Origin of the sequence: Echinicola salinicaeni, assembly GCF_014280965.1 — a bacterium.
GTDB classification, from domain to species: domain Bacteria; phylum Bacteroidota; class Bacteroidia; order Cytophagales; family Cyclobacteriaceae; genus Echinicola; species Echinicola salinicaeni.
Genome location: NZ_JACODZ010000003.1, coordinates 40,426 through 67,018, shown reverse-complemented (window position 1 = coordinate 67,018; position 26,593 = coordinate 40,426). Strand labels below are relative to the sequence as shown.

Sequence of the window (26,593 nt, the reverse complement as noted above, 5' to 3'; positions counted from 1 at the left end):
AAGTACTAATATATAATCATTCAATGAGTATTCACAATACTTTTAAATGATCCCATACGCATTTTCCCTATTTATCTTAAATATAAAAGAACATAGCAAAAAGCACAACAAATAAAGTATTAGATATAACAAAAGCAAAATTTAATGCCTCATATCTGTCAGCCACTGCTTCGCTGTATTTACAGATTGCACGCCACTGATCGTAAGAATTAAACGATTTTTATGCTCCTTTATTTTACAATACCTTCCCTTCGACTGAATAAACCGAATTATATTTCCAAACACCTCAGATTTAAAATAAATTTCCCTAGATGATGGAACAAAATAACATTTCATTAAGCCATTTTTAAGCACTAGCTTTTCAAATCCCAGTTTTTCAGCCAACCATCTTAAGCGCACAGTCTCAAATAAAGCACCCACCACCTCTGGGACCGGACCAAATCGATCTTTTATGGATGTAGCAAATTTTTCTAATTCCTCTTCTGTTTTAATATTATCCAACTTCGAGTATAAACTCAATCGTTCGGAAATATTTGTAACATAATCTTCTGGAATCAAAAGTTCCATATCCGTCTCGATCACACAATCCTGCACCAAAACTTCTACCTTCTCCTTGAGATCCACTTCAAATAAAGCTGCAAACTCATTTTCCTTCAACTCCTGGACTGCTTCATCCAAGATTTTATGATACATTTCAAAGCCTAGATCTGTAATAAAACCACTTTGCTCCGCACCTAGAAGATTCCCTGCTCCACGTATATCCAAATCGCGCATGGCCACTTTAAAACCATCTCCCAAGTCAGAAAACTCTTCCAACGTCTGCAATCTTTTCCTCGCTTCTGGAGTCAGTCCAGACATTGGAGTAGTTAATAGGTAACAATAGGCTTTTTTATTACTTCTTCCGACCCTGCCACGCATTTGATGAAGGTCACTCAAACCAAACATATGCGCCCTATTAATTATAATGGTATTGGCATTTGGAATATCTAAGCCTGACTCGATGATATTGGTGGAAACCAATACATCGTATTCACCTTCGATAAAGCTTACCATTACCTTTTCCAATTGCTTTCCATCCATTTGCCCATGGGCTCCTACCACCTTGGCATCTGGAACCAATCGCATGATGAGATTGGCAATCGAATCAATTTCACCTACTCTATTGTGCACAAAAAACACTTGACCGCCCCGTTGAAGCTCTTGGGAAACGGCATCTCTAATCACTTCTTCTTTGAATGCATGGATCTCAGTGGTCACAGGCTGCCTGTTAGGCGGTGGAGTAGCGATCACAGAAAGGTCCCTTGCCCCCATCAAGGAAAAATGCAGCGTCCTTGGAATCGGCGTGGCAGTAAGCGTTAGTACATCCACATTTACCCTTAATTCCTTAAGCTGATCTTTTACCTTCACACCAAACTTCTGCTCCTCATCTATAATCAATAGACCCAAGTCTTTAAATTTCATATCTTTATTGACAATCCTGTGGGTCCCTACCAAAACATCAATCTCTCCACTTGAAACCTGCTCAGCAATCTCTCTTACCTGCTTGGCCGTCCTGAATCGATTAATATAATCTACCTTTACAGGGAAATCTTTCAGCCTTTCTTTAAAGGTTTGATAATGTTGCATGGCCAAAATAGTAGTAGGAACCAAGACCGCCACTTGCTTACGGTCATTAATGGCCTTGAAAGCTGCACGAATGGCCACTTCTGTTTTTCCAAAACCAACATCGCCGCACACCAACCTGTCCATTGGATAAGATTTTTCCATGTCATCCTTGACATCACCTGTGGCACTGGCTTGATCGGGGGTATCCTCATAGATAAATGAACTTTCCAACTCAACCTGTAATACACTGTCAGGCGAAAATTTGTACCCGGGGGCATTTCTGCGCTTGGCATAAAGTGCTATCAAATCCTTCGCGATATCCCTTACCTTGCGTTTGACCTTCTTCTTTTTGTTCTCCCACTCCGGTGATCCCAGTTTGGACATACTTGGCATAGTACCTTCCTGCCCTGAATATTTAGATATTTTGTGCAAAGAATGGATATTCACATATAGCAAATCATCATCTCTAAAGACCAATCGCACTGCCTCTTGCAAATTATCATTGATCTCCACCTTCTCTAGACCTGCAAAGCGCCCAATTCCATAATCCACATGCACCACATAATCACCAGGCTGTAAGGTCTTGAGTTCCTTCAGTGTAAGGGCCTTCGTTTTACTGGCCTTTTGATTGCTTTTATATCGATGAAAACGCTCAAAAATCTGGTGGTCAGTATAGCAGGCCAACCTGACAGAATGATCTAAAAACCCCTCCCTCAGGCTTATCGGCAATGATTGCACCTTAAGGGTAGGATCTAGCTCCTGAAAAATATTTTGTAATCTTTCAACTTGCTTTTCACTTTCTGAACAAATGATATTCACCAGGCCTTGCCGTTCATTATCCACCAAATTCTCCACCAACATATCAAAATTCTTATTGAAAGATGGCTGAGGCTTAATATCAAATTCAAACACCTGAGCTTCTGGAAGATGAAACTGGTTACCAAATTCCAATTTATTAAACCCAGCTATGGATTTCATAAACGCTGCACCATCATCAAACAAAGCCTCAGGTTTTAACATCAGCTTTTCACTTCCCGTCTGCCCTACAATCTGATCAAATTTTTGACTGGCTTTATCAAATGCCTGATCCAGCACGTCCATGGTCATTGCTACATCCTTGATCCAAACTTGGGTTCCTTCAGGCATAAATTCCAAAAACGACTGCCTCACTTCTTGCATCAGTCTGGTCTGTACATTGGGAATAATGCTGATCTGCTCCAAGTTCTCCACAGAAAGCTGGCTCTCTGCATCAAAGGTCCTGATACTCTCTATTTCTTTTCCAAACAGTTCAATTCTGTATGGTTCCTCATTTGCATAGGAGAAAACATCAATTATACCACCACGAATAGCAAACTGACCCGGCTCGTAAACGAAATCTGTTTTCTCGAAATCATAAGTAGCCAGCAATTCTGCAATAAATTCCGTATCCACTTTCTCGCCCACCTTTGCAGAAAATGTATTGTCCTTCAGGGATTTCTTATTGATCACCTTTTCATAAAGCGCCTCAGGATAAGTAACCACTATTTCCTGCTCATTTTCTTTGGCCAGTACTTTATTGAGGATTTCTGCTCTTAAAAGCACATTGGCATTTTCTACCTCATCATATTGGTAAGGACGCTTATAGGATGATGGAAACAATAATGGCTTTATCCCATCCACCAACATCTTCAGATCATCTGCAAGATAGGCTGCCTCCTCCTTATCATGCGCCACAATTAAATGGAAATGATCTCCGATTCCTGCCATAGCCGCCAAGAACACCATATCCATACTTCCAGTAAGTCCCTTCAAATGAAAGTTTTTACCCTGCACACCGAATATATTGCTGCTTATAGTCCTGATATAAGAATCCTGCTCGTATAGGGAAAGAAATGCTTTTTTATCCAAAATGAATTTGTCTTATAAGGTGGTATTCCAATTTTCAATTTACAGACCTGCAAGTTAGGAAAAAGATGGCTTTTCTCTTGGTATGTGAACATTTAGTAATTGTAGCTTAAAAGACAATTGCCCGCAATAATACAAAGCCATGGTTTGCTGCAACCAATTGCAAGTTCTTAAGGTTATAATCACAAAGGGCAATTTAAATTTCGTCTTACTGAAACCGGTACATGAATACAAAAACTAAAGATAACTGGATAAAAAAAGTAGAAGGACTCCACCCCTACCAAACCTTGGTTTACCTAGGAATGCTAGGCAGTGGAATCATCTTTATTTTCTTGTCCTTTGCATTTTTGAGTTCTTTTTATGAATCAAGTCCCTTAAAGGCCTACCAACTCCCCACACCTTTTTGGTTAAGTACTTTGGTCCTTGTATTCAGTAGTTTCATCACCCACAAATTGGTCAAGTTCTACAAGCAAGATCAACCAAAACAACTGGAGAGATTATTATGGCTTATTTTCCTTTTGGGGATGACATTTACCAGTCTTCAACTTTGGGGCTGGGAAGAACTAAAGTCACAAGGAATAGATTTCAGTGGTATCCCAAGCGGAAGTTACCTCTATTTACTTACAGGAATTCACATTTTTCATTTAATAGGCTTATTGATTTTTTCCCTGTTCCTAGTTTGGGAAGTGCACCAAACCAGTCTTGACCCCGTAAAAGATTTGGTATTTAGTACCAACCCTTATGCAGAAATGAAATTCAGGTTATTCATCACTTATTGGCATTATGTGGATATAATTTGGCTCTGCCTTTTCCTGATATTCACCTTGGCATTTTAGCATTTTTCACCATTTTCTATGCTTATTCCAATATTTTTTTGGAATTTCAACTTTCAACAAACCAAATTTTACCTCTATGGCAAACAAAAATTTTGAGATCAATGTCAACCCTGATTGGATCAAAAAATACCTAAGGAAAATTATCCTTGGACTGATCCTGCTTTATGCGGCATTCAGCTCTATTCACACAGTCGGCCCTGAAGAGGAAGGTGTTGTACTTCAAATGGGCAAATACAATCGCACCGTCCAACCTGGGCTTAACTTCATTTTGCCATTAGGCATTGAGGAGATTTTCAAGATCCCTGTCCAAAGACAACTCAAACAGGAATTCGGCTTCAGGACCACAAATCCCAGCCAAAGATCAAACTATGTAAAAGATGGCTACCGAGATGAATCCACCATGCTTACCGGCGACTTGAATCTAACCGATGTAGAATGGGTAGTACAATATAGGATCAGCGACTCCTATAAATATTTATTTAAAGTCAGGAATGCGGACAAAACCCTTCGAGACATGTCTGAAGCAGCCATGAGAAAAATTGTGGGCGACAGAACTGTCAATGAGGTACTAACGGTGGGCAGACAAGAAATCGCCACGAGCGTCGAGCAATTGCTACAAGAATTATGCGATGAATATGAAAATGGCATCCGAATAGACCAAGTTGTGCTACAGGACGTCAATCCACCAGATCCTGTAAAACCTTCTTTCAATGCCGTCAATGAAGCACAGCAAGAAAGAGAAACCTTGATCAACCAAGCAGAAGCAGACTATAATCGGGTAATACCAAGAGCTAGAGGAGAGGCCCAGGAAACCATTGAACTAGCGGAAGCCTTTGCCCTGAACAGGGTCAACAGATCCAAAGGGGAAGCAGACAGGTTCAACTCTCTTTTCAAGGCATATATCAAAGCCCCAGAAGTAACCAAGCAAAGGATTTACCTGGAAACAATGGAAAAAGTATTACCGAAACTGGGTAATAAGGTCATTGTCGACGAAAAAGGCAATAATGTGTTACCATTACTCAACCTAGACAGAAAAGGAGGAACTGAAAAATGAGCAGAAATATCATCATATACAGTGTAATAAGTCTTTTACTGATCATTGCAGCCAATGGCAGCATTTTCATATTAGATGAAACACAGCAAGCCATCGTGACCCAGTTCGGGAAACCAGTCGGAGAGCCCCGCACCAGTCCTGGACTCAACTTCAAAGTTCCCTTTCTCCACAAAGTCCAATTCTTCGACAAAAGATACTTGGAATGGGATGGAGACCGCAACCAAGTACCTACCAAAGACAAGAAATTTATCTTTGTGGACACTTACGCAAGATGGGAAATCACCAATCCATTGCAATTCTTTATCCGATTAAGAGATGAGAGATCAGCGCAGTCCAGATTGGACGACATCTTGGATGGTGAAACTAGAAACGCCATTGCCAGTCATGATTTATTGGACGTAGTCCGATCTACTAATAGAGACCCTGAGGTAACAGAAGACTTTATGGAAGAACTGGAAGTCCTGGAAGAAATTTCAGTCGGCCGAGAAAAAATCGAAGAAATCGTCCTTTCCAAAGCCAATGAGCGAACTGCTGACTTGGGGGTAAGGATTTTAGATTTCAAATTCAAACGAATGAATTATGTAAATGAGGTCCGTGATCGTGTGTATGACAGAATGATCAGTGAAAGAAACAGAATTGCTGATCAGTTCCGCTCAGAAGGTCAAGGAGAAGCTAGAAAAATCCAAGGTGACAAAGAAAGGGACTTGGCAAAAATCCAATCAGAAGCTTTTAAGGAAGCTGAAGAAATAAAAGGCCGAGCAGATGCTGAAGCAACGGCAATTTATGCAGCTGCTTATAACCAAAACAGGCAGGCAGTGGATTTATATAAATTCCTAAGAACGATGGAAAGCTTTGAAAAATCCCTGGATGAAAATACCAGCATCATCCTATCTACCGATAGCGACTTTTTCAAATACCTCAACAGCATCAAATAGAAAAAAAGAAACCTATTCCGCTTGAAAATTAAAATGGCCATCCGTTTAATCGGATGGCCATTTTATTTGTCAGGTAAATTATATTTTACTCAAATTATTCCTTAGTAGCAAAATCAGGATATGCCCGCATGCTGTGCTCATTGATATCCAAACCTTCAACCTCTTCGCCTTCATGAACTCGGATACCCACGGTCTTTTTCATGGAATAGAATAATACCCAGCTAAACGCTACACAGAAAACTCCAACTGCAGCTACACCAATTAACTGTGACATCAACTGAGAGAATCCAGCAAGGTCTCCAAAGATACCAACTGCTAGGGTACCCCAGATACCTCCTACAAGGTGAACTGAAATCGCACCAACAGGATCATCCACTTTTATTTTATCAAAGAAAACAACACCAAATACAACCAGTGCTCCTCCCACAAATCCAATAATGGCTGACTCACCTACGGACACCAAATCAGCCCCGGCAGTGATCCCTACCAAACCAGCAAGCACTCCATTGAGCACCATCGTGATATCATAGGACTTGAATTTCAAATAAGAGAACATCAATGCACCAAAAGCGCCAGCGGCTCCCGCTATAGAAGTGGTCACAAAAACTTTGGACACAGTTCCTGGGTCAGCACTCAAAACCGAACCACCGTTAAATCCAAACCAACCGAACCAAAGCAAAAACACTCCAATTACAGCCATTGGAATATTATGTCCCGGAATAGCATTCATGCCTCTTTCTGTATATTTTCCAATCCTTGGACCTAATAAATAAGCACCAACTAGGGCTCCCCAACCGCCTACGGAGTGGACAATGGTCGAACCTGCAAAATCATAAAAAGGGGTACTTAGGGTATCCAAAAATCCTCCACCCCATTTCCACATCCCAACTATTGGATAACAGATAGCCACATAAAGTGTAGAGAATATGATAAATGGCCCCAATTTGATTCTTTCTGCCACAGCGCCAGAAACAATAGTAGCGGCAGTAGCTGCAAACATCGCTTGGAAAATAAAGTCTGTGAAGAAGGTATAACCTTCGCTATAAGCAGAAGTATCCCATCCTTCTGGAAGACTTAGGCCTAAACCACTCAAACCAAAGAAACCTCCAGCGAATGCTTCCCCCGGATACATCAGGTCAAAGCCAATAAATGCATAGGTCAACAGCCCCATGGCAGGAATAATGGTATTTTTAAATAAGATATTAATGGTGTTTTTGGCTCTTGTAAGTCCAGCTTCTAAAGATGCAAAGCCAAGGTGCATGATGAATACCAGGATAGTGGCCACCATCATCCACACATTATTGATGGTAAATAATTCTTGATTCATTTGTTAGGAAAATTATGGATTACGTATTGGAAAGGAGATAGATTGACAAAGTGACACTATAAAGCGTCAGCACCTTTATCCTCATTTCTTACCCTATAGGCCTCAAGTACATCGGTAACGAAGATTTTACCATCTCCGATCTCGCCGGTACGACCTTCCTTAAGGATACATTTGATTACTGAATCTACGAGATCCTCTGTAACCACAATTTCCAACTTGGTTCTAGGGATAAAAGCAGGCTCATAAGCCACACCCCTATACTTTTCAATCTTTGCATGCTCAAGCCCCATACCCTTAACTTCATAAAAAGTAAGGAATTTCACTCCTAAGGCAGCAATACATTTGTGAATCACCTCAAATCGAGATGTTCTAATAATCGCTTCTACTTTTTTCATTTTAATTATACTGACAAACTTCGAGGTTGTTTTACAACCTATTTATAACTGAATTGCATGCAAATCTAATAATATAGATTAATTTATAACCCTATTTTTACATTTTTTTTAATATTTACAGGAAAACATCGTTGTTTTTTAAACCAAAACTATCACAACGTATGAAATTTGACAACAAACGGGTGTTTTTTAGCATTTATCAGAAATCGGTCTAATTTTTGACTGCCAACATGGTCACTTTAAAAGTTTGTCTTAATTTTAGGCACCAAAACAAACCAGACTATCAAGAAACTTTCAATTTCATGAATAAACCAACACTTTTGATCCTTGCTGCAGGGATAGGTAGCAGATATGGGGGGAATAAGCAAATCGATGGCTTTGGCCCAAAAGGGGAAACAATTATAGAATATTCAATATACGATGCGATCAGAGCAGGCTTTGGGAAAGTTGTATTTATAGTCAGGAAAGAAATTTTAGAATTGGTAAAGGAAATCTTTTTACCCAAACTAAAAGGAAAAATAGCAGTAGACTTTGTCGTTCAATCTCTGGACAGCATGGTCCCTGTAGAATATAGAAATGCAGAAAGAAAGAAGCCTTATGGTACTGGTCATGCAGTGTTATGCGCAAAAGATGCCATTAAGGAACCCTTCGCCGTAATTAATGCAGATGATTTTTATGGAAAAGAGGCTTTCCAAGTTTTGGGAGAATTCCTCCAAAATGGCGTAAAGGAAGACTTGCACTGTATGGTGGGTTACGCGATTCAAAATGTCCTTTCTGAAAACGGCACTGTCAGCCGGGGGGTTTGTGAAACCAACGGCAATAGGCAATTGATGGGAATGACAGAAAGAACGGCAATTGCCCAAGAAGGGGATAAAATTCTTAGTCGCGAAAATGACACTGCGTTAGAAATCCCAACAGACACGCCTGTCTCCATGAATTGCTGGGGCTTTCACCCTTCATTCTTTATAGAAACTGAAAATCTTTGGAGAAACTTCTTGTCAGAAAATAAGGACAATATCAAATCGGAATTTTACATCCCTACAGTAGCGAATGCTTTAATAGAAAAAAAGAAAGCCAATATCGCCATTCTTGAAGGAGGTAAAACATGGTTTGGGGTTACCTATCCAGAGGATAAACCCGTCGTGGTAAAAGCCCTTCAGGAATTGCATGACCAAGGCGATTATCCTAACTCACTATGGGGTTAGTCCATTAAGGACAATTTCTACTCAAAAGAAAATAACACTTAAAAATATTATACTTATGGACATTGTCCAATAGTTTATTCAAATGCACGTTGATATTATAAGCTAAATAAAATCAGCTTTTTATAATGAAAAAATTACTTTTCTCACATAGTCCAATTTCGCAAAACTTTGCACTACTTATACTCAGACTAAGTGCTGCTGGTATGATGATGGTTCATGGCTGGTCTAAAATCGCAAATTTCAGCGAGTACCTAACCAAATTCTCTGACCCTTTTGGCTTAGGCCCTGCCGTTTCTTTACAATTGGCTATTTTTGCAGAATTTTTCTGCGCCATCCTTTTAGCTCTTGGTTTCATGAGCAGATGGGTTTTGGTTCCATTGATCTTCACCATGACTACCGCAGCATTTATTGTGCATGGAGCTGATCCATTTAGTGTAAAAGAGAAATCACTGCTTTTCCTGGTAATGTATGTGGTATTGCTTTTTACAGGTCCTGGAAAAATCTCTATGGACGCTCAGATCAACAAGAAAAGCAGGTATCGATAATAAAAAAAAGTCCCGGTGATCACCGGGACTTTTTTTTATTATCATTATTTTTCACTCGACCTAGTGGATGAATTTAGGTTCATTAGCCGCTTATGATACCATTTCGTTTGCCTTTTTCTTGAAGCACTCCCTAAGATTTAATCCTGCCAAACCCGTCCGTCTTCAATGATATACCAGTTTTTATCTGAGACGATGGAAGGGCTCGAAATTTTAAACCTCGTTTTGCTTACCTCAAAATCAAATTGCTTTCCTTCAAGTTCATCTTGAAGAGACAGCTCTTTTAGTGTTTTAGCATAATGGCCATTTTTCTTGAAATAAGCTCTTTGTGAAAAATAAATCTTCCTCAAATCGTGCTTGACCTTTTCATCTTTATGTAGTTTGAACTCCGCTTTGCCTGAACCTACTGTCTTTTCAGAAAACTGTAAGTAGCCCCATTCCTCTGGCATATGCATGCTGATTTTCCCTTGCGGGGACCAGACCCAATTATTTTCCGGGAATGGCTTACCTGTTGCTGGATTGATTTTTTTGCTGTATGCTCCATCCTTTACTTCTAATTGCCACTGAACCCTGGAAAAGTTGATGCGCATTTGTTCACCATCTTTAGGAGCAGAATAGGAAGGACCCGCTTGAGATAAGGCTTTCCATGGTATGGCCAACTCCACGGTCCAGGATTCATCGATGTCCTCAGGATTGTTGAGCGTACCATTAAGCTGAATACCTTTTTCAAGTCCATTTATATTCCAACCATTTAAGGGGAGTCCACCATCTCTATAAGGTTTGGTCAGCATCAAGTCCCATTCGGTACCAAGGGCATTGATTTCCAATTCATAGTAATTATGTGTATCTCCCTTGGTATCAATAAATAGTTCAATGTCATTTTCATTGAAAATAACCGATTCCCTTTCTGTATAGGTTGCCCAAAGGTGCGGCTCTTCCATCCAGAAAGCGATATAAAGATGCTCTTCATCCCAAAGCATTTTCATTTTGCTACCATATAATGGCGCTGGCTTTTTATCTCCTTCAATGTCAACAAATAGATCAGACCATACTGCTGCTTGCCAATCACCCTCATTCAATTTGCCATCCATAACCAAATCCCCACCAGCTCGGTAGGCGATATAATGCTTTCTATCTGCTGCTTCTTGAGCAAAAAGATGTGCACTTGACAAAAAAGTCAATAGAAGGATTAAAAGCTTCTTCATTATTTAAATATTTTATAAATCAGTAAATTCTTTGCTAAGATATTTAATTATGTTTTGTCAGCCACAGCTTTTGCCCAAATTGTGTTGAATGGGAAATGCCTCTTTGGTTTTTTGGTCCATGTGATTTTATACTTAAATATCGCAAGATTTTTATTAGGGATCATTAATTTTGGACATGATGAACTGGGAACAGCTGCTCAGGGCTGGCAGATCAGACCTTAAAAAGAGGACTGCATCTAGCCCTGAACAATATAGAAGTGAATTTGAAAGGGATTATGATCGAATTATTTTTTCGGCTCCCTTTAGAAACTTACAGGATAAAACACAAGTATTTCCATTGCCAGAACTTGATTTTGTACACACCAGGCTTACGCATAGCTTGGAAGTCTCAAGCGTGGGGAGGTCTTTGGGAAAATCCGCTGGTAAATACTTATTACAAAAATATCCTGAACTTGAATCAAAGGGCATAACGTCCAGTGATATTGGGGCAATTGTGGCTGCTGCGGCCTTGACCCATGATATTGGCAATCCACCTTTTGGGCATTCTGGGGAAGATGCCATTTCTGACTTTTTCAAGTTCCATCCATGTGGACAGATGTGGAAACCCCATTTACACGAGGAGGAATGGGCTGATATGATCAGCTTTGAAGGAAATGCGCAGGGCTTTAGGATGCTTTTGGAGAAGGACAACGGGCTTCAGCTTTCCTTTGCCACTTTGGCAGCATTTACAAAATACCCCAGGCCTGCAAAGATCGAAAAGAAGGACAAAAATAGAAGAAGCCAAAAGAAATATGGTTTCTTCGCGGACCAAATTGGTCAGTATCATAATTTAGCAAAACTGTTAGGCATACCTGCTTCGGGCAAGGACACTTGGTACAGGCACCCCTTGGCATTTTTGGTGGAGGCTGCAGATGATATTTGTTATAGCATTATCGACTTAGAAGATGGCTGTACCCTGGGCCTGGTGCAGTTGGAAGAGGTGGTGACCTTATTGGCAGAGATTATTGGAGATCGCTTTAATGAAGAAAAGCTCAATTCCCTAAATTCCAAGTCCCAGAAATTGGCCATTTTGAGGGCCATGGCCATTGGTAGGCTGATTGAGGAATCAGTAGATTGCTTCAAAAAATATGAAGAGCAAATGCTCTCAGGTGAGTTTGATAGCGCATTAACAGACATGATCGATTCTGCGCATGTCTTGGAAAAGATTAGCAGGCTCTCTATCAATAAAATCTACAGGTCACAACCTGTTTTGGAGAAAGAAGCAGCAGGTTTCCAGGTTTTGGAAGGTTTGCTGGAAGTTTTCTCTAAAGCCCTGTACCATAAATATTACGATAGTGATAGGTTCTCTGGACAGGACAGAAGTATTTTGAGACTGTTGCCAGAAGAATTTAGAACTGATAAAGAGGCACTAATGCCTTATTTGCTACTGAGAAACCTCGTAGACTTTATCTCCGGGATGACCGATAAATACGCTCTTTCGCTATACAGAAAAGTAAAAGGGATTTCATTGCCAGGAGCTTAAAAATAAGCCAGGGGATTGACAAACTGTCAATGCACCCTGGCTATCTGCGGTTGATTTAACTCTACTATTTTTACAGCTATTTGCGTGCCAAACTTTTTATTTTCAAAATAAAATATAATTAATTTGCCTATAATAGTTTAGAAATGGAATAATCTTTACAGTTTTTATGTTTTTGTAAAATATATTATTTCAACAAGCCCTCACAAGTAAAAGTATAAACTCAATTGTTAGTCGCTTAGTTCCATATGGCCCTCCTAAACCTTCAGCCAAATATAAATTAGGCAGCAAAAGTTAAACTGACATCATTCTTAAACCATAGTAAATGAACCATAGATTTTCAGCAATAATGGTTTGCATCATTTACTTAATATTAAAATTAGGCAAATTTGATTTGGCTCCAGCAACTTGACCTTGTAAATCGCAGAAAAAAATTAGTTTTTACTATCGGTTTTCCAGACAAAATATCACCTAAGTTTAGCATATAAAATAGGCGAAAATGCACTATTGAGCTGTTTTTAAACGTTTATATCTCCTCTTAATACTAAGTCAAATTATAGTGGGCAAATCTATTCAGTCTCTATTTGCCAATAAAATTATTGACACAAAAATGAGCCAAATCCGTATTGGATAATAGGTCAAACAAAGCTAATCTCATGGCATACGTGGAGTCTGAGGTGTTTTGTCAATGCCTATAGATTTAATTGAAGTAGAATGGCTTTTCGTCAAAAAGCGAGTTTTTCTATTTTCTACATACATAAACCCTACTTTTCTATTAACTTTGTGCCTGCTTTTGAAAGGATTACAGGAATGCTGAATTGTTTCAGTCTACCGAAGTCCTTTGCAGCCAAATAATTGAATAAGAAGTAATAATATAGATATCGTGAAAAAATATCAGGAGTTCAAACAAGTAGATTATCCCGGAATAGGAGAAAGTGTACTGAGTTACTGGCAGGAGAACAAAATTTTTGAAAAGTCTGTAGAGAACCGTGAAGGAGCGGAGACCTTTACATTCTTCGAAGGACCACCATCTGCAAATGGTACTCCTGGCATTCACCATGTAATGGCCAGAACTCTAAAAGATATTTTTTGTAGGTATAAAACCCTAAAAGGCTTTCAGGTAAAAAGAAAAGGTGGTTGGGACACCCATGGCTTGCCTGTGGAATTACAGGTGGAAAAGGAATTGGGCATTACCAAAGAAGACATCGGTAAGAAGATCACGGTAGAGGAATACAATAAAAAATGCCGTGAGACGGTCATGCGCTTTAAGAATGAGTGGGATGACCTTACTGAAAAAATTGGCTACTGGGTAGATTTGGATGATCCATATATCACCTTTGACCCTAAATATATTGAATCACTATGGAGCTTGTTAAAGCGCCTATTTGAGAAAGACCTTCTTTATAAAGGCTATACCATTCAACCTTTTTCTCCTGCTGCTGGAACAGGGCTTTCTTCCCACGAACTTAACCAGCCAGGTTGTTACAGGGATGTGAAAGACACTTCTATTACTGCCCAGTTTAAAGTGAAAGGCCGAGAAAATGAGTATATCATTGCGTGGACCACTACACCATGGACCTTGCCTTCCAACTCAGCATTGGCCATTGGAGAAAAACTGGATTATGTAAAAGTAAAAACTTTTAACCCTTACACCTATCAGGAGCAAACGGTGATTTTGGCCAAAGCCAGAATGGGAGCTTTATTCAATAAAAAAGCAGAGGGATTAAAAATAGAGGACTATAAGCCAGGAGACAAATTGATTCCTTTTGAAATCGTTGAGGAATTCAAAGGGAAAGATATGCTAGGAATGGAATATGAGCCATTATTCCCAATTGAAGGAATAGCGCTCCCAAGTCCTGCATTCACCGTTATCTCTGCAGATTATGTAACCACAGAAGATGGTACTGGTATCGTACACCTTGCCAAGGCTTTTGGTGCGGATGACTTTAGAGCATTGGTTCAGGCTGGTGTCCCTGGCGTATTTGTAAAAGATGAGCAGGGAAATGAAATTCCTGTGGTAGATAAGCGTGGTAGATTCCTTCCAGTGATAGGAGAGTATTTGCAGGCTAAAATGAAAGAACATGAAATCACCGCCCATAAAGAATATGGTGTGGATGATTTCTATGTGAAGAATTACCTTAAGGAAGATGAGAACGCAGCGGATTATAAAAATACCGATGTGATCATCTCCATCATCCTAAAAAATGAAAACAAGGCCTTCAAGGTAGAAAAATACGAGCACAGTTATCCACATTGTTGGAGAACGGATATGCCAGTACTTTACTATCCTTTGGAAAGCTGGTTTATCAAAACCACTGCATGCAAGGATCGTTTGGTAGAATTAAACAAAACCATCAACTGGAAGCCAGAAGCAACCGGTACAGGTCGTTTTGGCAACTGGTTGGAAAACTTGGTGGACTGGAACCTGAGCCGTTCTCGTTTCTGGGGTACTCCACTGCCAGTTTGGAGAAATGAGGATGCTACCGAAACCAAATGCATTGGTTCTATAGCAGAGTTGAATGAAGAGATAGGAAAATCCATAGAAAAAGGTTTTATGACCGAATCACCTTTCAAGGGTGAAGAGGTGGACCTGCACAGACCTTATGTGGATGATGTCATCTTGGTAGATTCCAAGGGACAGAAAATGTTCCGTGAGCCAGATCTTATCGATGTTTGGTTTGACTCAGGAGCTATGCCTTATGCACAATGGCATTATCCATTTGAGAATGAAGAAATCTTCAAGGCCAATTATCCAGCTGATTATATTGCTGAAGGTGTTGACCAAACCAGAGGCTGGTTCTTTACTCTTCATGCCATTGCAGTTATGTTATTTGATAGCGTTGCTTTCAAAAACGTGATTGCCAATGGTCTTGTGCTGGATAAAAATGGCAACAAAATGTCCAAGCGACTGGGCAATGCTGTTGATCCATTCAAAACCTTGAAAGAATATGGACCGGATGCCTTGCGCTGGTACATGCTTTCCAATGCCAACCCTTGGGACAATTTGAAGTTTAACCTAGAAGGTGTTGCAGAAGTACAACGTAGGTTCTTCGGCACCCTTCAAAATACTTATAACTTTTTTGCGTTATATGCCAACCTCGATCACTTCACCTATGATGCCAGCAAGATGGTGTCTGTCAGTGAAAGACCTGAGTTGGATCGCTGGATCATTTCAAAGCTGCAGTCTCTAATTGGAGAAGTGGAAAACTCCATGGACAGTTACGATGCCACTAGAGCAACTAGGGCCATTATGAACTTTACCGTGGACCAATTGTCCAACTGGTATGTGAGATTGGCCAGGAAACGTTTCTGGAGAGGTGATATGAATGAAGACAAGCAGGCTGCTTACGAAACCCTGTATGAATGTCTTACAACTATCTGCCAGTTGATGTCTTCTTTTGCTCCATTCTATGCGGATTGGATGTACAAGAATTTGACAGATGGAGCCAAGGAAGCAGGCCAAGAAATAGCCGAGTCTGTTCACTTGACTGACTGGAATGCTGCTGATGAGACTCTGATCAACAAGGACTTAGAAACTAGCATGCAGTTGGCACAGGACATTTCTTCTTTGGTGCACAGTTTGAGGAAAAAGGACAAACTAAAAGTGCGCCAGCCATTGCAGAAAATCTTGATCCCTATCCTCAGTGAAAAGACCAGGGAGCAAATCCAACACGTAGAGGAATTGATCAAATCGGAAGTGAATATCAAAGGAGTAGAATATATTGATGATGCTTCAGGTATTTTGGTAAAAAGTGCCAAACCGAACTTCCCGCTATTAGGAAAGCGCTTTGGACCAAAAATGAAGTTGGTAGCAGCTGCTATTAACCAGTGGGGCCAGGAAGAAATTGCCAATATCGAAAGAAACGGATCAGTTGAAATTGATCTAGATGGGGAGAAGGCAGCACTTTCATTGGAGGAAGTACTGATTACTTCACAAGATATCCCAGGATGGTCAGTGGCCAGTGACAACGGAATCACTGTCGCCTTGGATGTTACTTTAACGAATGAGTTGAAGCAAGAGGGGATTGCCCGTGACTTAGTTAACAGAATCCAGAACCTTAGAAAAGATATGGGACTGGAGGTTCAGGATAAGATCACCATTAAAGTGGCCAAGTTGAATGAACAAGTAGATCAAGCATTGGTTAATTTCTCTGAATATATCCAATCCGAAACACAAGCCCTATCACTATCCGTGAACGGTGATGTGGCAGAGGGAACCGTATTGGATATGGATGATTTTGAACTTAAAGTAAAGGTGGAAAAAGTTTAAATGGCGCTCTTAGCACCATGCTTCTGCTGAAAATATAGCTATGAAATATTTAAAGTATTTTGGTATTACCTTACTGGTCATCATTATCGACCAAATAGTCAAATTGGTCGTAGATGCTAATATGCAGATGGGATCGGTTGGTCAGATCAAAATTATTGGGGACTGGTTTAAGTTGCATTATACCACCAACCCAGGCATGGCCTTTGGGATGGAACTGGGCTCAGAGTATGGCAAATTGATCCTGACCAGTTTCCGCTTGGTAGCCATGGTAGGTATAGGCTACTACCTTTACCATCTTATCGAAAAGAAAGTACATACAGGCTATATTGTCTGCATTGCCATGATCCTGGGAGGAGCCATCGGAAACTTGGTGGACAGTGTGTTTTATGGTGTTTGGTTAAACAACGCCCCTGCCAATGCCAGTACACCATGGTTTCATGGTCAAGTGGTAGACATGTTCTATTTTGACATTTGGGAGGGATGGATCCCTGAATGGGTGCCGCTGTGGGGCGGAAATTATACCGCGCTATGGCCTATATTCAATGTAGCAGATGCGTCCATATTTATAGGCGTAGTTATCATTTTACTTTTCCAAAAAAAATTCTTTGCAGAGACGGAGGATGAAATCCAAAAACAATTTATAGAAGAGCAATAAATGAAAGGCCCTGATTTAATCAGGGCCTTTTTTATGTAATACATTTCCCCCTACGTCATTTAATACAATTTCATTTTGTAGAATATGCATTTTCGCAGTATTATTGTTTGAGATTAACCCTACCTACCTTTTTACTATTTAATTCTTTAGGAATGCGTTATACCTTTCTAATCAGTCTGGCAATTATTGCATTTAGTTTGTTTTCATGTGAGCAGAAAAAACAACAAGCACCCAATATTGTATTTATTCTAGTAGATGATCTGGGCTGGGCTGATCTATCCTGTTATGGCAGCGAATTTTATGAAAGCCCCAATATAGATGCACTGGCCAAGGAGGGAATGCGATTTACCGCTGCCTATTCAGCATCTCCGGTTTGTTCTCCTACAAGAGCCTCTATCATGACTGGTAAATACCCAAGTAGTCTAAATATTACTGATTGGATTCCAGGGCAAAATCCTAAGGGACGGAAATTGTTGGGACCTCAGGACAGGAATGAATTGCCTTTGGAGGAACAGACCATAGCAGAGCTTTTGAAAGCTGAAGGCTACAGGACATTCTTTGCGGGCAAGTGGCATTTGGGAGACAAAGGCTTCTTTCCTGAAGATCAGGGTTTTGATGTCAATATTGGCGGAAACCATAAGGGAAGTCCAGCGAGCTATTACTCCCCATACCATAATCCCCAATTGGAGGACGGTCCCGAGGGAGAGTACTTGACTGATAGGCTTGTAGATGAGTCCATTGAGTTTTTGAAAGCTGCAAAGGAAGACCCATTCCTGCTTTATTTATCATTTTATAATGTGCACACCCCAATTCAGGCCAACAAAAAACATGTGGATCATTTTAGAGAGAAAGCTATAAAAATGGAAGAAATAGGCGATCAAGGATATAGAAATGAGCATGATGGCCTCACCAAGCTTAGACAGGACAACTTCGAATATGCTTCTATGATTGCGGCGATGGATGAAAATGTGGGCAGGTTAATGAGTAAATTAGAAGAACTTGGGTTGGATGAAAATACTTTGGTGGTATTTACTTCTGACAATGGCGGACTATCCACCTTGCAAAATAACCGAAAGGCCCCTACCTCCAATGAACCATTGAGAGCGGGGAAGGGCTGGTGTTACGAGGGAGGGATTAGGGTTCCCTTGATCATAAAAGGTCCAGATATTCAAGCTAATACTGAATCTGATGAACCTGTGATCAGTGTGGATTTTTATAATACCATTGCTGAGGCTGTGAAAGTATCCAAAAACAAAATACCCGAAAATGATGGGACTTCCTTGATGCCACTGTTGAAAGGTGGTACATCACTTGATCGTGAAGCACTTTATTTCCATTACCCCCATTATCATGGAAGTGCCTGGGAGCCAGGCGCAGCAGTTAGGAAAAGGGAATATGTGTATATAGAGTTTTATGATGATGAAAAAGTAGAATTGTACAATATAAAGGAGGACATTCAGGAAAAGATGAACTTGGCGCCCGAAATGCCAGAAAAGGTAGCAGAAATGAAAGGTGTTTTAAATGGATTCCATGAAAAAACAGGAGCTCATTTCCCAAAAAACAACCCCAAATTTGAAAAAGCAAGCCCTTGAGAGATCACCAATAAAAGAAAAAAGCAGCTAAATCAATAGCTGCTTTTTAATTGGTTGTTTGTGGTTAGATATTATTCTTCGATTATTTCATTGCCCTCAGCATCATATTTTTTTGTTACGGCATCTTCTTCCATTCCGAATTTAACTTCATAGGTCACAGTACCATCAATATTTAGCATTTTATATGCTTTTGTAATAGTAAGTGACTGGGTCTCCTCACTTTCTGTAATGGTATCTTTGACAGCTTGAGGAAGATCTTCTGCTTTAATTTCTTCCTTGTCTTGGAACGATTGTACTAGGTTAAATTCAGGATCGGTTGGGATGTTTGAAGCTTGAACTCCTGCAAATGTGAAGGTTCCTAGGGCTAATACTAATGCTAACTTTTTCATGGTTGTTAAATTTTAAATTGGTTAATTTAGTTTGTTTTAGATGGATTACTTTCTTGTAATCACTTGTCTACATTTGTTCAGCAATTATGCCAATACAGAAATGGCTTTAAAACCAATTTTAACAGGGTTGATGTATTTTTAATTGTGATATTAATGGTCAACCTGTAGAAATTATAGCGCTATATTTTATTTGGTATTAATATTGATTTGAAAAATAGTATTATTTATGGAGAACCTTCTTTATGATATAAAAGCGTGTACTCTTTGCAAGGAACATCTTCCCTTAGGACCAAATCCAGTTGTCCAAGGAAGTTTGGAGAGTAAAATAATGATAGTTGGTCAAGCGCCTGGAAAGATAGTTCATGAGACCGGAATACCTTGGAATGATAAAAGTGGGGATAACCTTAGACAGTGGTTAGGAATAGAAAAAGAAACTTTTTATGATGCATCCAAAATAGCATTGGTTCCCATGGGGTTTTGTTACCCTGGGAGGGGGAAGTCAGGAGATTTACCTCCACGGCCTGAATGCGCGCCGCTTTGGCACCCCAAACTTTTGGACTTTATGAATAAAGTAGCGTTCACTATTTTGGTAGGGAATTATGCACAGGCATATTACTTACAAGAAAAGCGAAAATTGACAGATACTGTAAGAGATTATAATAAGTATTTGCCAGATTATTTTCCTCTCCCACATCCATCACCAAGGAACAATATTTGGCAAGCGAAAAACCCTTGGTTTAAACAAGAAGTGCTGCCTGCTCTTCAAGAAAAAGTTGCTAAAATATTGGGCTAAAACAAATATTTATTTTATTTCCTTAGAAAGGATTCAGGCAATAAATCAATAATCATATCCCTTTTATACATTTTTTTCCTTATTTCGGGCATGGATTGGCAATGGATCATAGAAGGTTTTGTGGCAGGTCTGCAACAAATGACCTGGTTAGAAGGTGTTGCGGTATTTTTTGGTGTCGCTAGTGTGTATTTTTCCATGCGGGAAAATATCTGGGTCTATCCTACTGGAATCATCAGTACCCTGATTTATGTTTGGATTTGCTTGGAAGTGAAGCTCTATGCGGATATGGGGATCAATGCCTACTATTTTTCTATGTCTATATTTGGCTGGTACGTCTGGACCCACCCTAAGGAGGGCAAAGAAGTACTGCCAGTGACTTGGCTGAAATGGAAAGGCTGGCTATTCTCTATACTCCTTTTACTGGCTTCTTATGGGGTACTGTATTCTGTTCTTTCCAATTTTACGGACAGTGATGTCCCCTATTGGGACTCCTTTACCACATCTTCTGCCTTTGTGGGTATGTATTTGATGGCAAAGAAGAAGGTAGAAAACTGGATTGCATGGATCATCACTGATTTGGTGTCGGTGCCTTTATATTTTTATAAAGGACTGATTCTAACTTCTTTTCAGTTTTTATTTTTCACTGTTCTTGCTATTATTGGCTTAATAGCATGGATAAGATCAGCTAAACATTATGCAGGGGAAGCTTAAAAAAGTAGTCATTATTGGTCCTGAATCTACGGGAAAAAGCACGCTCTCAGAAGCCTTGGCAAAACATTATGGGGTGCCTTGGGTGCCGGAGTATGCCCGAGAGTATATTGAGAGCTTGGATCGAACATATCATTATGAGGATTTACTGGAAATTGCTCGCGGTCAGGTACAATTGGAAGATACCAAAGCCCAAGAGGCCAAAGAGCTACTTTTTTGTGACACAGATCTACATGTAATCCAAGTATGGAGTGAACACAAATTTAGAAAAACTTCTCCCTGGGTTATTGAGGAAATCCAAAAAAGAAATTATGATTTATACCTTTTGACGGATATCGATATTCCTTGGCAGGAAGATCCACAGCGTGAACATCCTGAACCTGATATGAGGCAATTTTTTTATGATTGGTATGAACGTTTGTTATTGGGCACAGGTGTTCCAGTAGTAAAGATTTCTGGTGATCTGGAGGAAAGATTGGACAAGTCTATAGTGGCAATAGAAGATGATTTCCTTAAAATTCGTTAAATATTTTCACCGCACCTTGTTTCAGAATTTTTAAAAAGTCCTTCAGTTCACCAATTAAAGTGGTTTTACGCCCGATGGCCTATAGAGTTGCAAAAATCGAAGTGGGGACTAATAATAATAGCAGTATCATTCCGTTTAAATTAATGTATCTTTGATAAAAGGTGTCTTGACTTGTCCCTCCTGAGGTTCCCGTTCAATTTCCCCTCATTAATTACCTATTTAATACCATTTTATGGCTACGCCAAAATTCTCAAGACCTGATATTTCATTTCACTTAGAATTGAAAAAAAGGATCAGTTCCTACTTCAAAGAGGTAGGCTATTCTCAAACAGGCAACTCTCAATTATTCATCAAAGCAAGCATTTTGGTGCTTGCCTTTCTATTGATATATATACACTTACTATTCTTTACTCCTCATTGGGCCATCGCCCTGCTTGAATGCGTAATCCTTGGAGCGTTAACAGCGTCCATAGGTTTCAACGTCATGCATGATGGTGCTCATGGAAGTTTTAGCAAATACCAGTGGCTCAATAAAGCTGCCGGCATGTCCATCAATTTCCTTGGAGCCAATGTCTTTATGTGGAAAACCAAACATAACGTGGTCCACCACTCCTATACCAATGTGGAGGGAGTGGACGATGATATGAATGCAAGGCCTTTTTTGCGGCTCTGTCCAGCACAGAAGCGGTATAAATTCCACCGTTTTCAGCATTATTACTTTATTCTAACTTATTCACTTTTGTATTTGTATTGGGTGTTTTTTACGGATTATAAAAAATATGTAACCAAGAAAGTAGGCCCCGTGCCAATTCAAAAAATGAAAACAATGGACCATTTATCTTTCTGGGGATTTAAATTGATCCATGCAGCTTTGTTTATTGCCCTGCCCATTTACTTATTAGGATTTTTGCCTTGGGTAATTGGTTTTACAGTATATGGCTTATTCGCTGGACTGATGTTAACAGTAGTTTTTCAGTTAGCACACAGTTTAGAAGAAACATCCTTCCCGATCCCCGATGTGCAAACCAATAAAATGGAGGATGAATGGGCTATTCATCAGTTGAAAACCACTGCCAACTTTGCCACCAATAATAAGGTGATTTCTTGGGTTTTGGGCGGTTTGAATTTTCAGGTTGAACACCACCTGTTCCCAAAAATTTCCCATATACATTATCCAGCAATAAGCAAGATCATCAAACAGGCATGTTTGGAATATAATATCCCATATTTGGAACATCCTAAAATGAGATTGGCCTTTGTTTCCCATGTTAAGCACCTGAGGGTTTTAGGAAGGGCATAAGGAACAATCAATATTTTTCAGAAAAAGCCGCAAGTTCTAATCATCTTTCGGCTTTTTTTATTCTCCTTAATAATTAACTGAAACAACCGTTATAACGGCCTTATCTTCAGCCATATTTAACCCAAGCTAAAGCCGTGTTTAACCCGTGTTTTAACCGTGTTTCTCTTATTTTAAAGCCCCTTGCTGATCTACAGTTTTTCAACATTACCAATGGTTTGCCATGTATCAGCTTACCTTGATATTCGGAAGGTGATTCAACATAACTCTTTACTAAACTTGACTGCTTGAAAAGTCTCGACTTCTTGGTAGTCATGGCTGCAAGTTTTTCTTTCTGCAATAAACCTTCTAACTTTGCCCTTGCAAATAGATCTAATAAGGGGTGCCCTAAATTAACGGGCTGAGATCATACCCATAATACCTGATTCGGGTAATGCCGACGAAGGGAAATGAGATTTCCACAGAGAGTGGATATTATGGTGAACATTTAAGGTAGCAGTCTCCCCTGGACTGCTTCGAAGTTTAACCAAATTAAAAATCAAAGATTATTATGAAACGCGTCTTTTTGACCACACTATGTTTGTTGGTCGGGCTTAGTGCTATGGCACAAAATCATGTTACCGGCCATATTGTGGATGTAGAAACCGGTGAGGAGCTCATAGGAGCCAATGTGATTTTAGAAGGAACAGGTAGAGGAAGCACTTCCGATTTGGAGGGAAACTTCTCTATTGAAAAGGTGCCCGCAGGAAAGTATCAACTAAGGGTCTCTTTTGTTGGCTACGAGACCCTAATTCGGGATATTGAAGCGCCAGTGACTGGTTTGAAGATTCTGTTAGAAAGGAATTCTCTACTTACTGAAGAATTTATTGTTTCTGCTACCCGTGCTTCAGCTACTACACCCACTACCTTTCAGACGATTGACAAGGAAGAATTGGCCAAAAATAATTTGGGGCAGGATATTCCTATCATGTTGAACTATACACCATCGGTGGTTACCCATTCTGATGCCGGTGCAGGTATTGGATATACCGGATTGAGAATTCGTGGATCTGATCAAAGCAGGATCAATGTAACCGTAAATGGTATCCCCATGAATGATGCAGAATCCCATGGTGTCTTTTGGGTAAATATGCCTGATTTTGCCAGTTCGGTGGACAATATTCAGATTCAGCGTGGGGTAGGAACTTCCACCAATGGAGCTGCCACCTTTGGTGCCAGCATGAATATTCAAACGGATACAAAAAAGGAGGAAGCCTATGCAGAAGTCGGTAATTCCTTCGGGTCTTTTAATTCTTGGAAACATACTGTCAAGGCGGGAACAGGATTATTGAATAACCGCTGGGCAGTGGATGCCAGGCTTTCAAAAATCACCTCTGATGGATATGTGGACAGGGCTTTCTCAGACTTAAAATCATATTTTGTATCTGGTGGATACTATGGAGATGACCATGTTTTTAAGATAAATATATTCTCAGGAAAAGAGCAAACTTATCAGTCTTGGTATGGCCTGCCTGAATCCAAATTGGAGAATGACAGGACCTTTAATTATTATACTTATGATAATGAGACTGATAATTATCAGCAGGATCATTATCAATTCATCTATACCGGTAAATTTGGCCAGAACTGGAAAGCCAATGGCGCCTTGCATTATACTTATGGCCGTGGCTATTATGAACAGTTTAGAGAGGAGGATAATTTTGCCAGCTATGGTTTGGAACCGATCATGATCGGTGGTGAGCTAATTGAAAGTACCGATATTATTAGAAGAAGATGGCTAGATAATGATTTCTATGGAGGGGTATTCTCCTTAAATTATGTATCTGACAATGGCCATTTGGACTTTTTGTTTGGTGGTGGAGCCAACCGTTATGACGGAGATCATTTTGGTGAAATCATCTGGGCAAGAATAGCAGGAAATACTGAAATTCGGGACCGCTATTATGATAATAATGCGGTAAAAGATGATAGAAATATTTATGCTAAAGCTACCTATGAAGTGGCTGATAGACTGTATTTGTTCGGAGACTTGCAATTCAGACAAATAGATTATCAATTCCAAGGTGTCAACGATGATCAAAGGGTGGTAGATGGAAACCAGCATTATGATTTCTTTAACCCTAAAATGGGTATCAGCTATGAAACAGGAAAAGGAGAAACTTGGTATGCTTCTTATGCTGTGGCCAACAGAGAACCCGTAAGAAGTGATTTCATAGATAATCCCATCACGGAAATACCAAAACCAGAAAGACTGAATAATCTGGAGGCCGGTATCAGGGCGCAAAAAGGAAACTTTAGCTATAATGCCAACTTCTATTATATGGACTATAAGGACCAGCTGATACTGACAGGGCAAATCAATGATGTAGGAGCTTATATCCGTGAGAATGTGGATAAGTCCTATAGAGCTGGGATTGAACTGGACGGAGCGGTTAGGCTTTCTCCAATGTGGACCTTGGGAGGAAATGTCGCCTTCAGCAGAAATAAGATAGAAGCATTTACAGAGTATATAGACGATTACGCTTCTGAACAGTTTCAGCAGATAGACTTTACCTATACGGATACTGATATTGCTTTTTCTCCAAATATTGTAGGTTCCGCCATTATCGATTTCAGACCAGTGAAAAACATGGAGATCAGTTGGATGACCAAGTATGTGGATGATCAGTATTTGGACAATACCCAAAATGAAGGTCGCAAGCTGGATGCTTACCTAACCAATGATATCCAATTAACCTATTCGGTCCGTCCTAGATTTGTAAAGGCTTTGGAGTTTAATATGAAAGTGAATAATGTTTTCAACGAAATGTATGAGCCAAATGGATATACCTTCAGCTATTTCGTTCCAGGGGAAACTGACCCTGAACTGGTAACAGAAAATTATTACTACCCAATGGCAGGAACCAATTTCATGCTTGGCGTAAATGTGAAGTTTTAGTTTGGATAATCATGGATAACAAAAAGGCCTTGGAAACATATTTCCAAGGCCTTTTTTATTTAATGCTGAAATTAGAAATTAAATCTTAAGCCTTTAAAAACTCCTTGACCAATCCTATGCTTTCCTTTTCTGCTTCAAACATACCCATATGGCCAGCATCTGAAAGTTCATGATAATAATCAACATATTCTTGATGTTGTCGGCTTGCATCGATTTTTACTGCACCATCCAACACCCCTGCTATCATTAACTTTTTGCCTTTGAAGTCCCTGAGGATATCCATTCGGTCTTTGCGGTCCCGCATGGCTTTGGTAAAGGAAATCAGCCCTTCAAAGCTAGTCGTTCGGGCAATTTCAACCACTTCTTGTATGCTGCTTTTCATACTTTCCCTATGTTCCTCAGTGAATAATGGTGGCACGAAGGAGTCTACAAATTTCCTGACCCCATGTTTTTTTACAAAAGTGATGGTGCGGTTTCTGACACCAATTTTCTCTTCATCATCAGCAAATGCTGTGGAATGAAAAAGCCCAATTCCTTCAAGCTCTTCTCCCATCATTTCTGCCAAAGCTAAGGTGACATATCCACCCAATGAATGGCCAATCACAGTGGGTTTTTCCAAATTTAGGTCTTTGATCCATGCTCGAAGCATTTCAGCAGCTTTTTCCAAGTTGATATTTTCCTCATACCAGCGAGTTTCTCCAAAACCAGGTAAATCTGGGCAAAGGATCCTATAATGGGAAGAAAGTTCTTCCTCAAACCTTTTCCACATTTCCTTGGCCTCACAAAATCCGTGAATAAATATTACTGGATTACCATGCCCTTGGTCAGTATATTCTATTTGATTGGTCATAAGAGAAAATTAATCAATGAATAGGATAAAAACAATGAAACCTACGTCGAACCCAACGGTTCCAAATA

The 26,593-nt window shown here is 39.8% G+C and carries 20 protein-coding genes and 1 riboswitch; of the genes, 14 read left to right on the top strand and 6 right to left on the bottom strand.

Features of this window, described 5'->3' with window-relative positions:
* Positions 1–141: 141 nt before the first annotated feature.
* On the bottom strand, positions 142–3,492 hold the full coding sequence (gene mfd, locus H7U17_RS06100) for a transcription-repair coupling factor (protein ID WP_186755782.1): 3,351 nt from the start codon (positions 3,490–3,492) through the stop codon (positions 142–144).
* A 221-nt stretch (positions 3,493–3,713) separates the two neighbouring features.
* Between mfd and H7U17_RS06095 the strand changes: the two genes are divergently transcribed.
* The 3 genes from H7U17_RS06095 (at position 3,714) to hflC (ending at position 6,314) form a co-directional block, all read left to right on the top strand.
* Positions 3,714–4,325, top strand: a complete 612-nt coding sequence (locus H7U17_RS06095; RefSeq protein WP_186755781.1) for a cytochrome c oxidase subunit 3 — start codon at positions 3,714–3,716, stop codon at positions 4,323–4,325.
* A 76-nt stretch (positions 4,326–4,401) separates the two neighbouring features.
* Positions 4,402–5,379 (top strand): FtsH protease activity modulator HflK, encoded by a 978-nt coding sequence (hflK, locus tag H7U17_RS06090; protein ID WP_186755780.1) that lies wholly within the window; start codon positions 4,402–4,404, stop codon positions 5,377–5,379.
* Positions 5,376–6,314 carry a protease modulator HflC gene (gene hflC / locus H7U17_RS06085; protein WP_186755779.1) on the top strand — a complete coding sequence of 313 codons (939 nt, stop codon included), beginning with the start codon at positions 5,376–5,378 and terminating at the stop codon, positions 6,312–6,314. The genes hflK and hflC overlap by 4 nt, the downstream gene beginning before the upstream one ends.
* Before the next feature lie 94 nt (positions 6,315–6,408).
* Here the strand turns inward: hflC and H7U17_RS06080 are convergent, their stop codons facing one another.
* A complete protein-coding gene (locus H7U17_RS06080; protein WP_186755778.1) occupies positions 6,409–7,641 on the bottom strand; it encodes an ammonium transporter in 1,233 nt (410 codons plus the stop codon).
* 56 nt (positions 7,642–7,697) lie between these two features.
* Complete coding sequence (locus H7U17_RS06075; protein ID WP_186755777.1) at positions 7,698–8,036, bottom strand: P-II family nitrogen regulator; 339 nt, start codon at positions 8,034–8,036, stop codon at positions 7,698–7,700.
* A gap of 302 nt (positions 8,037–8,338) precedes the next feature.
* Here H7U17_RS06075 and H7U17_RS06070 point away from each other — a divergent pair, with 302 nt between their 5' ends.
* Entirely contained in the window at positions 8,339–9,241 is a 903-nt protein-coding gene (locus H7U17_RS06070; protein ID WP_186755776.1) for a nucleotidyltransferase family protein, read from the top strand.
* 125 nt (positions 9,242–9,366) lie between these two features.
* Positions 9,367–9,786: a DoxX family protein gene (locus tag H7U17_RS06065; RefSeq protein WP_186755775.1), complete on the top strand. Its 420-nt coding sequence runs from the start codon at positions 9,367–9,369 to the stop codon at positions 9,784–9,786.
* Between the two features lie 137 nt (positions 9,787–9,923).
* Here H7U17_RS06065 and H7U17_RS06060 read toward each other — a convergent pair whose 3' ends face one another.
* Positions 9,924–10,988, bottom strand: coding sequence for a carbohydrate-binding family 9-like protein (locus tag H7U17_RS06060; protein ID WP_186755774.1), 1,065 nt, complete (start codon positions 10,986–10,988; stop codon positions 9,924–9,926).
* Positions 10,989–11,163: 175 nt separating this feature from the next.
* Here H7U17_RS06060 and H7U17_RS06055 point away from each other — a divergent pair, with 175 nt between their 5' ends.
* The 4 genes from H7U17_RS06055 to H7U17_RS06040 all read left to right on the top strand — a co-directional run bounded on the left by H7U17_RS06055 (position 11,164) and on the right by H7U17_RS06040 (position 19,024).
* A complete protein-coding gene (locus H7U17_RS06055) occupies positions 11,164–12,510 on the top strand; it encodes a deoxyguanosinetriphosphate triphosphohydrolase (RefSeq protein ID WP_186755773.1) in 1,347 nt (448 codons plus the stop codon).
* A gap of 880 nt (positions 12,511–13,390) precedes the next feature.
* A complete protein-coding gene (gene ileS / locus H7U17_RS06050; protein WP_186755772.1) occupies positions 13,391–16,777 on the top strand; it encodes an isoleucine--tRNA ligase in 3,387 nt (1,128 codons plus the stop codon).
* A 40-nt stretch (positions 16,778–16,817) separates the two neighbouring features.
* The gene (locus H7U17_RS06045) at positions 16,818–17,432 is read left to right on the top strand and encodes a lipoprotein signal peptidase (protein WP_186755771.1); all 615 of its coding nucleotides are present in this window, start codon (positions 16,818–16,820) and stop codon (positions 17,430–17,432) included.
* A 152-nt stretch (positions 17,433–17,584) separates the two neighbouring features.
* On the top strand, positions 17,585–19,024 hold the full coding sequence (locus tag H7U17_RS06040; RefSeq protein ID WP_186755770.1) for a sulfatase: 1,440 nt from the start codon (positions 17,585–17,587) through the stop codon (positions 19,022–19,024).
* Between the two features lie 71 nt (positions 19,025–19,095).
* On the opposite strand, the gene H7U17_RS06035 is transcribed toward H7U17_RS06040, so the two are convergent.
* Positions 19,096–19,413, bottom strand: coding sequence for a hypothetical protein (locus tag H7U17_RS06035; RefSeq protein ID WP_186755769.1), 318 nt, complete (start codon positions 19,411–19,413; stop codon positions 19,096–19,098).
* Between the two features lie 226 nt (positions 19,414–19,639).
* Between H7U17_RS06035 and H7U17_RS06030 the strand changes: the two genes are divergently transcribed.
* From H7U17_RS06030 to H7U17_RS06010, 5 genes are all read left to right on the top strand, one after another.
* Entirely contained in the window at positions 19,640–20,206 is a 567-nt protein-coding gene (locus H7U17_RS06030) for a uracil-DNA glycosylase family protein (RefSeq protein WP_186755768.1), read from the top strand.
* A gap of 90 nt (positions 20,207–20,296) precedes the next feature.
* On the top strand, positions 20,297–20,917 hold the full coding sequence (gene pnuC / locus H7U17_RS06025; RefSeq protein WP_186755767.1) for a nicotinamide riboside transporter PnuC: 621 nt from the start codon (positions 20,297–20,299) through the stop codon (positions 20,915–20,917).
* The gene (locus tag H7U17_RS06020; RefSeq protein ID WP_186755766.1) at positions 20,901–21,440 is read left to right on the top strand and encodes an AAA family ATPase; all 540 of its coding nucleotides are present in this window, start codon (positions 20,901–20,903) and stop codon (positions 21,438–21,440) included. Before pnuC ends, H7U17_RS06020 begins: the two co-directional genes overlap by 17 nt.
* 232 nt (positions 21,441–21,672) lie before the next feature.
* Positions 21,673–22,740: a fatty acid desaturase family protein gene (locus H7U17_RS06015; RefSeq protein WP_186755765.1), complete on the top strand. Its 1,068-nt coding sequence runs from the start codon at positions 21,673–21,675 to the stop codon at positions 22,738–22,740.
* Positions 22,741–23,105: 365 nt separating this feature from the next.
* Positions 23,106–23,202: riboswitch (TPP riboswitch) on the top strand.
* 85 nt (positions 23,203–23,287) lie between these two features.
* On the top strand, positions 23,288–25,675 hold the full coding sequence (locus H7U17_RS06010; RefSeq protein ID WP_186755764.1) for a TonB-dependent receptor: 2,388 nt from the start codon (positions 23,288–23,290) through the stop codon (positions 25,673–25,675).
* An 85-nt stretch (positions 25,676–25,760) separates the two neighbouring features.
* Here H7U17_RS06010 and H7U17_RS06005 read toward each other — a convergent pair whose 3' ends face one another.
* Positions 25,761–26,525 (bottom strand): alpha/beta fold hydrolase, encoded by a 765-nt coding sequence (locus tag H7U17_RS06005; protein WP_186755763.1) that lies wholly within the window; start codon positions 26,523–26,525, stop codon positions 25,761–25,763.
* Positions 26,526–26,593 lie beyond the last annotated feature (68 nt).

Coding starts and splice junctions, on each gene's coding strand:
- H7U17_RS06060 (WP_186755774.1), bottom strand. CDS start 10,988: ATGAAGAAGCTTTTAATCCTTCTATTGACTTTTTTGTCAAGTGCACAT.
- H7U17_RS06010 (WP_186755764.1), top strand. CDS start 23,288: ATGAAACGCGTCTTTTTGACCACACTATGTTTGTTGGTCGGGCTTAGT.
- H7U17_RS06030 (WP_186755768.1), top strand. CDS start 19,640: ATGGAGAACCTTCTTTATGATATAAAAGCGTGTACTCTTTGCAAGGAA.
- H7U17_RS06065 (WP_186755775.1), top strand. CDS start 9,367: ATGAAAAAATTACTTTTCTCACATAGTCCAATTTCGCAAAACTTTGCA.
- hflC (WP_186755779.1), top strand. CDS start 5,376: ATGAGCAGAAATATCATCATATACAGTGTAATAAGTCTTTTACTGATC.
- H7U17_RS06040 (WP_186755770.1), top strand. CDS start 17,585: ATGCGTTATACCTTTCTAATCAGTCTGGCAATTATTGCATTTAGTTTG.
- H7U17_RS06080 (WP_186755778.1), bottom strand. CDS start 7,641: ATGAATCAAGAATTATTTACCATCAATAATGTGTGGATGATGGTGGCC.
- H7U17_RS06055 (WP_186755773.1), top strand. CDS start 11,164: ATGATGAACTGGGAACAGCTGCTCAGGGCTGGCAGATCAGACCTTAAA.
- H7U17_RS06015 (WP_186755765.1), top strand. CDS start 21,673: ATGGCTACGCCAAAATTCTCAAGACCTGATATTTCATTTCACTTAGAA.
- pnuC (WP_186755767.1), top strand. CDS start 20,297: ATGGATTGGCAATGGATCATAGAAGGTTTTGTGGCAGGTCTGCAACAA.
- H7U17_RS06045 (WP_186755771.1), top strand. CDS start 16,818: ATGAAATATTTAAAGTATTTTGGTATTACCTTACTGGTCATCATTATC.
- H7U17_RS06095 (WP_186755781.1), top strand. CDS start 3,714: ATGAATACAAAAACTAAAGATAACTGGATAAAAAAAGTAGAAGGACTC.
- H7U17_RS06035 (WP_186755769.1), bottom strand. CDS start 19,413: ATGAAAAAGTTAGCATTAGTATTAGCCCTAGGAACCTTCACATTTGCA.
- H7U17_RS06005 (WP_186755763.1), bottom strand. CDS start 26,525: ATGACCAATCAAATAGAATATACTGACCAAGGGCATGGTAATCCAGTA.
- H7U17_RS06070 (WP_186755776.1), top strand. CDS start 8,339: ATGAATAAACCAACACTTTTGATCCTTGCTGCAGGGATAGGTAGCAGA.
- H7U17_RS06020 (WP_186755766.1), top strand. CDS start 20,901: ATGCAGGGGAAGCTTAAAAAAGTAGTCATTATTGGTCCTGAATCTACG.
- H7U17_RS06075 (WP_186755777.1), bottom strand. CDS start 8,036: ATGAAAAAAGTAGAAGCGATTATTAGAACATCTCGATTTGAGGTGATT.
- hflK (WP_186755780.1), top strand. CDS start 4,402: ATGGCAAACAAAAATTTTGAGATCAATGTCAACCCTGATTGGATCAAA.